General features: G+C 35.1%; 5 protein-coding genes and 1 pseudogene. All 6 read left to right on the forward strand.

What is annotated here, in order from left to right; translation table 11 throughout:
* Positions 1 to 1,223: T9SS type A sorting domain-containing protein (locus UEQ13_RS00175; RefSeq protein WP_329804352.1), on the forward strand; the 1,223-nt coding region annotated here is incomplete at its 5' end.
* Between the two features lie 779 nt (positions 1,224 to 2,002).
* Positions 2,003 to 2,560, forward strand: coding sequence for a phage tail protein (locus UEQ13_RS00180; RefSeq protein WP_329804353.1), 558 nt, complete (start codon positions 2,003 to 2,005; stop codon positions 2,558 to 2,560).
* A gap of 23 nt (positions 2,561 to 2,583) precedes the next feature.
* On the forward strand, positions 2,584 to 3,141 hold the full coding sequence (locus tag UEQ13_RS00185; protein WP_329804354.1) for a phage tail protein: 558 nt from the start codon (positions 2,584 to 2,586) through the stop codon (positions 3,139 to 3,141).
* Positions 3,142 to 3,196: 55 nt separating this feature from the next.
* Positions 3,197 to 4,348 carry an ABC transporter substrate-binding protein gene (locus tag UEQ13_RS00190; RefSeq protein WP_329804355.1) on the forward strand — a complete coding sequence of 384 codons (1,152 nt, stop codon included), beginning with the start codon at positions 3,197 to 3,199 and terminating at the stop codon, positions 4,346 to 4,348.
* Between the two features lie 2 nt (positions 4,349 to 4,350).
* Positions 4,351 to 5,277 carry a methionyl-tRNA formyltransferase gene (locus UEQ13_RS00195; protein WP_329804356.1) on the forward strand — a complete coding sequence of 309 codons (927 nt, stop codon included), beginning with the start codon at positions 4,351 to 4,353 and terminating at the stop codon, positions 5,275 to 5,277.
* Between the two features lie 41 nt (positions 5,278 to 5,318).
* A pseudogene (locus UEQ13_RS00200) lies at positions 5,319 to 7,162 on the forward strand (SprB repeat-containing protein); the annotation flags it as partial.

Raw genomic sequence — 7,162 nt, forward strand, 5'->3', positions numbered from 1 at the left:
CAGTTACTGATGCTAACAGTTGTATTACTTTTGTAGACTTTACAATTACTGAACCTACTGTTTTAGCTTTAACAGCTGCTGCGCAAACTAATGTTTCTTGTAATGGTGGTTCGAATGGTTCGGCTTCGGTTACTCCTTCTGGAGGAACTCCTGGTTATACTTATTCTTGGTCACCTTCTGGAGGAACGGCTGCTACGGCAACTGGACTTTCTGCAGGAACTTATACCGTAACAGTTACTGATGCAAACAGTTGTACTACTTTTGTAGACTTTACAATTACTGAACCTACTGTTTTAGCTTTAACAGCTGCTGCGCAAACTAATGTTTCTTGTAATGGTGGTTTGAATGGTTCGGCTTCAGTTACTCCTTCTGGCGGTGCTGGTGGATATACTTACTCTTGGTCACCTTCTGGAGGAACAGCTGCTACTGCAACTGGACTTTCTGCAGGAACTTATACTGTAACAGTTACTGATGCTAACAGTTGTACTACTTTTGTAGACTTTACAATTACTGAACCTACTGTTTTAGCTTTAACAGCTGCTTCGCAAACTAATGTTTCTTGTAACGGTGGTGCAACTGGAACCGCTTCAGTAAATATTCCTACTGGTGGAGCGGGTGGATACATATATAACTGGACTCCTGGAAACCCTACTGGTGACGGAACAACTTCTGTTTCTGGATTAACTGCCGGAACATGGACTTGTACGGTTACTGATGCAAATTCTTGTACTACTTTTGTAGACTTTACAATTACTGAACCTACAGCAATTGATAATAATGTTACATTATCTAGTGGAATATTACAAGCTACGGAAGCTGGTGCTTCTTATCAATGGTACCTTTGTCCGAACACAATAATCACTCTAGATGGTACAAATCAGACTTACATTCCTACTGTTGTAGGAGATTACAAAGTAGAAATTACTCTTGGAGGATGTACTGTTACTTCTAATTGTACTACAGTTACTGTGTTGGGTAATGAAAAATTTGATTTTGAAAATTTCAGCTATTACCCTAATCCAACAACTGGCGTAGTTACTATTACTAATTCTAGTATTCTATCAGAAGTTTCAGTTGTTAATTTAATTGGACAAACAGTTTTAACAAAACAAGGAAACAATTTAGAAATGCAATTAGATTTATCTAACTTACCGAGTGCAACTTATTTTGTAAAAGTAATGTCAGAAGGAAAAATTAAAACATTGAAAATTTTAAAACAATAATGTAATTCATTGAAAAATTTAGTTTAGAAATAGTATTACTTGCTTATTCAGTTTTGTATTAATTATATTTCTAATTCAATGATTAAAAAAATTAAAACCGTCAGAAATGGCGGTTTTTTTTATTATGGCAATTATAGTTTTCATTATTTGGAAAAACATAGAAGTAACTCTAATATGAAAGTAATGTTTTTTTTTGAAAACTAATTTTAAAAAAGCAGAATCAAAAGTATATTGGAAAAGAAGAACTAAAACAAGCCAATAACTCTAAAACTATATAAAAAACATTAACAAAATTTACGGGAAACCCGTAACGATACAAATAAATATCTTAATATACTTGTAAAACATAAAATGATCTGTAGAATAATTACAAAAATGTTGCTCAACTTAAACACAATTTATATTAATACATATTGTGGATTAAGTAATAATTATCAAAACACTGTAAATTAAGCATCAATAAAAAATAATTGACATGAGTTATTAGTCTAATTCTGCTCTGATTTACTCAATTTATTACTTTATGACACTAATTATCTATTTCGTAACATTTAATTTTATAAACTCAAGTTTAATACTATAAATTTGAATAAAAAAATTTGAAGCTAAAATGTTTATTTCCAAATAAATGTGATTATTTGGAATAATTATCTTTCTTTTAAAAATTTAAAATATTAAAATATTAAATGATTTTACTTTTTTATTTTAAAAAAAGAACCCTTGGTAATCAGAATTATAATGCATTTCTATAAAATAACTATTAACCAAAAAACTAAACTATGTCAACAGAACCATTTATTGGAGAAATTAAAATCTTCGGATTTAATTTTGCCCCTAGAGGCTATCAAACGTGCCAAGGGCAAATCTTGTCAATTGCACAAAACACAGCTCTTTTTTCACTATTAGGAACCACTTATGGAGGAAATGGACAAACTACATTTGCTCTTCCTAATTTACAAGGCCGTGTACCTATAGGGCAAGGACAAGGACCAGGATTACCTAATTATGTAATAGGTGAAGCTGCTGGTACTCCAAATGTAACATTGCTAACATCTAATATCCCATCACATATTCATACATTGAGTAATGTTAGTGTAAAAATAAAGGCCTCATCAATGAATGCTGACGAATCTGTCCCAGAGGGTAATTTCCCTGCAACAACAATAAATCCCACTTATTCCGGTAATGGAGCAACTCCAAATGTTTTTACAGGAGGAACAACTGTTTCTGGTACTACAGATATAACAGGAGGAAGCCTTCCTCTATCTATTATGAATCCTTATTTAGTTATGAATTATTCAATAGCTACTCAAGGAATTTTTCCAAGCAGAAATTAAAAAAACTCTTAAAACAAAGCATTATGTCTACAGAACCATTTATTGGAGAGATAAAAATATTAGGATTTAATTTTGCTCCCCTAGGCTATTCAAAATGTCAAGGACAACTTATGAGTATTGCCCAAAACACTGCTTTATTTGCACTCTTAGGAACTAATTATGGTGGAAATGGGCAAACCACATTCGGATTACCTGATTTACAAGGACGTGTACCAATTGGTCAGGGACAAGGAGCCAGTCTCCCATATTATACTATCGGAGAAATGGACGGTTTACCTAGCACTACATTACTTTTATCAAATTTACCACAGCATATTCATACATTGAATAATGTTAGTGTAAGAATAAAGACCTCATCAGGGAATGCTGATGAATCTGTACCAGAAGGTAACTTCCCGGCTACAACAACAACTCCCACTTATTCAGGTAATGGACCTACACCAAACATCCATACAGGAGGTACAACAGTGAGCGGAACATCAGATGCAACAGGTGGAAATGCGCCTTTTAATATAATGAATCCCTACTTAACTATTAATTATTCCATCGCAACGGAAGGGATATTTCCAAGCAGAAATTAATTAAAAACATCAAAGAAAATTTTCAATATGGAAATTTCCTTTTTACTTGAAAAATATGCAAACAATAGGTATTTTATTAGCCCGATCAACATACTATCAAAGCATTAGTTTCGATCTTTATGAGGGACTTCGTTCCGGATTAAAACATTTAGGAAGAAACGACATTCGAATCGTTACAGAAAATATAGGTTTTGGCGCAGATAAACAACAATGTTATCGCAGTGCGGAAAAACTTTTACTAGAAGAAAACGTTTCTGTAGTAATTGCTTACATAGGACATCGTATGGCACAATTACTTCGTCCTCTTTTTCTTGCCGCCAACAAAATGTTAATTGTTTTAGATGCCGGAGCTAATTTGCCTCACGAATGGCCTGCTTGCCCAAATATTTTTTATCATTCACTACACAATTCCTTAGGAGCTTCAATGGCTGCCAGACAAGCCGTAAATGACGGATATACATCAGCTGGAATGGTGACAGGTTACTATGATGGAGGCTATTTACATACTTATGGCGTATCAAAAGGATTTGAAGAAAATGGAGGAAAAATCGCTTTTAATCACGCCACAGGATATAAGGAAGAAGACTTTACGATTGCTCCTTTAAAAGACCATTTAGAAAAATTTCCTAATAGTGCCTTATTGAGTTTATTTAGCGGTGATTTTGTTCACTGGTATTTTGAAGGTATCAAAAACTCATTTGAAGGACAAAACATTCCAATTTACTTACCTCCTTTCGGGCTTGAAGAAATGATGCTGGCGGATGCAGAATATCCTGGTGGCAACATAAAAGGAATTGCTGCCTGGTCTAAAAAAATAGACTCTGAGGAAAATAAAATATTTATCGAAACAATCACAGCAGCGAACAGGACTCCTAATATATTTTCATTACTAAGCTGGGAAAGTGCTTCTTTAGCATTAAAAGTTATAGAATTAATTGACCTGTCTAAAAATAACATGACGCAAATAGCCTCAGCCATCAAATCTTTTACGTTTAAAAGTCCAAGAGGTACTATTTATTTTGATTCTAAAACAAATACTTCTATTTCACCTTTATACAACTCAACTATAATTCCAAATAGTGAAGGGAAATGTGAAATACAGATAGAAAGTATTGCAAATGATGTATTTGAACATTTTCAAAAATTAACTAATCAGAACCTAAGTAATTCCACATCATCTTGGTATAACAGTTACACATGCATTTAACAATGGAAACAACTAAAAAAATAATGGTTTTGTGTGGTGGAAAGTTCGCCTTTCCTGCATTGCAATTACTAGCATTTGAAAAATTCATATGTGCCATTGGAATAGGAAAAGGAAGCCATACAATCATAGATGCGCTAGAAAGAGAAGCTGAAGATAACAATTTTGGTTTTAAATCTTTTCCCAATACTAAAAGCATATCTGAAATGAGAACATGGATTGATAAGATTCAACCTGACTACATCTTTTGCATCTCATTTCCATTTTTACTTCCTGAAAGCGTTTTAGCATACGGAGAAAATAAATTCATCAATTTTCATCCTGGACCGCTGCCTCAGTATCGGGGATCAATGCCCATTTTTGAAGTTCTTAAAAATCAGGAAACCGAAACAGCCATCTGTGTACATTTTATGAACTCAAAATTTGATGAAGGAAATATCATTTTTAATGATCCGATTGTTATTGAAACGGGTGATACTTATGGCAAACTAACAATAAAACTAAGTGAACATATGGCTCAGGTTGCTTTGAATACGGCAAATATGTTGCAATTTGGAAATAATATTCCCAACGAGCCACAAGATGAAACACAATCCTATTATTATGAAAAGCCCGATTTGTCAGACACTTATATTAATTGGAAACGAATGACAGCAGAGGAAATAATTTCACTAATAAATGCCTGTAATCCTTGGAATACTGGTGCAGATGCAACTTTACTAGGCGAACAGGTTAAAATAATTGTAGCTTCTCTATTAGATGAACCACACAAAAATCTGCCTGGCACAATCGTGTCCCTAACAAATACTATAAATATAGCTTGTGAAGATAACAAGCAAATTGCTATTGAAATACTCAGTACCGATCAAGGTATTATGACAGCTGCACAATTTGCATTTTTAAACCCTGTTATGATAAGTACACTTAACTAATATTTTGCAGACAATAATTTTAATTTTAAAACAATGTGATCATGAAAAAAAAATTTACTTTAACTTTTACTTTGCTCCTTTGCCTTTTTTGGATAGGAGCAAATTCACAAACCCAATTTTGGAGCGACACCTTTGAAGATTTTGGGGCTCCAAGTACTGGAACCAGAACACCATCAATTGCTGAATTTTCTTGTTTCAGTCCTGCAACTTCGTATTTCTTTAGAACTGCACTGTCTGGAATCGTTTTGCAATCTGGTACTTATTCTGGATTTGAAGGTACTAAATTTTTTGCAGCCGAAGATATTGATAAAGGACCGGCGTGCACAAACGCTTCTATAAGTGCCAATCAACAAGTAACTTGGAGCGGTATTAATATTAGTGGAAAATCAGGACTATCCTTTAAAGGTCTTTTTGCTTGTAATCAAATTAACGGTAGTTACCAAGGTACCGACTGGGGTTCTGCCCAAGATTTTATAGCTATAGAATATCGAATAGATGGAGGGGCATGGACAAAAGCCATTGGAATATATTCAAATCTCCCTAGTAGCTCCAATACATTTAGTGTAGATACTAACAGTGATTTATTAGGAGATGGAACAGCTTTAAGTTATGCCTTTACAGAATTAACAGCATCAATATCCGGGACAGGAACTAGTTTAGATATCCGTTTTAATTGTCATGTAAATGCTACTGCGTCTCAAGAAATTGCAGTAGACAATTTTCGCCTTTTCGAAGTACCTTCTTGTACAACACCAACTATAACAGCAAACCCACCAAACAGAACTATTTGCACTGGTAACAATACAACCTTCTCAATGTCAGCAACTGGAGCTACAACCTACCAATGGCAAGTGAATACAGGTAGTGGATTTACAGACTTAACAAATGGAGGTGTATATTCCGGAGTAACAAGTACCACATTAACAATTACTGGCGCAACTGCAGGAATGTCAGGGTATTTATACAGAGCAGTAGCCATAAACGGAGTAGCAACCTGCTTTACAAACTCTAATTCTGGAACCTTAACAGTTTCAAATATTACATCTACAGGAAGTTCAACTAATGTTTCTTGTAACGGTGGCAGTAACGGTACTGCTACTGTATCTGTTAGTGGAGGAATTGCTCCTTATACATACTCTTGGTCACCATCTGGTGGAACAGGGGCTACTGCTTCTGGCTTAAGTCCTGGATCATACACAGTAACAATAACAGATAATATTTCTTGTACTGCAACCCGTAACTTTACAATTACTCAGCCGCCAGCATTAAACGGATCAACTGTTGTAACAAATGTTGCTTGTTTTGGAGGCTCAACGGGTGCAATAAATTTAACTCCTTCAGGAGGAACTCCAGGATACACATTCAATTGGGGTGGAGGAATTACAACAGAGGACAGAACAGGACTTGTAGCTGGAAGTTACACTTGTATAATTACGGATGCAAATGCATGTACAAGAACTGTTAATGTAACTGTTACGCAACCCGCTTTAGCAGTTTCAGGAACTACAGTAGTAACGAATATAGCTTGTAATGGAGGTTCAAATGGAGCAATCAATTTAACTCCAACTGGCGGAACAGGACCATACACATTCAACTGGGGTGGCGGAATCACAACAGAAGACAGAATAGGACTTGCGGCTGGAACATATTCTGTAACAATTACTGATGCTAATGGATGTACAGGAACAGTTTCAGGAATTACAGTAACTCAACCAACTGCTATTTCTTTAGCAACTGGTTCGCTAACTAACGTTTCTTGTAATGGTGGTTCTAACGGTACGGCTACAGTTTCACCTTCTGGAGGAACTCCTAGCTATACTTATTCTTGGTCGCCTTCTGGAGGAACAGCTGCTACTGCAACTGGACTTTCTGCAGGAACTTATAC

The sequence above is a fragment of the Flavobacterium facile genome, from assembly GCF_036321945.1.
Taxonomy (GTDB): Bacteria; Bacteroidota; Bacteroidia; order Flavobacteriales; family Flavobacteriaceae; genus Flavobacterium; species Flavobacterium facile.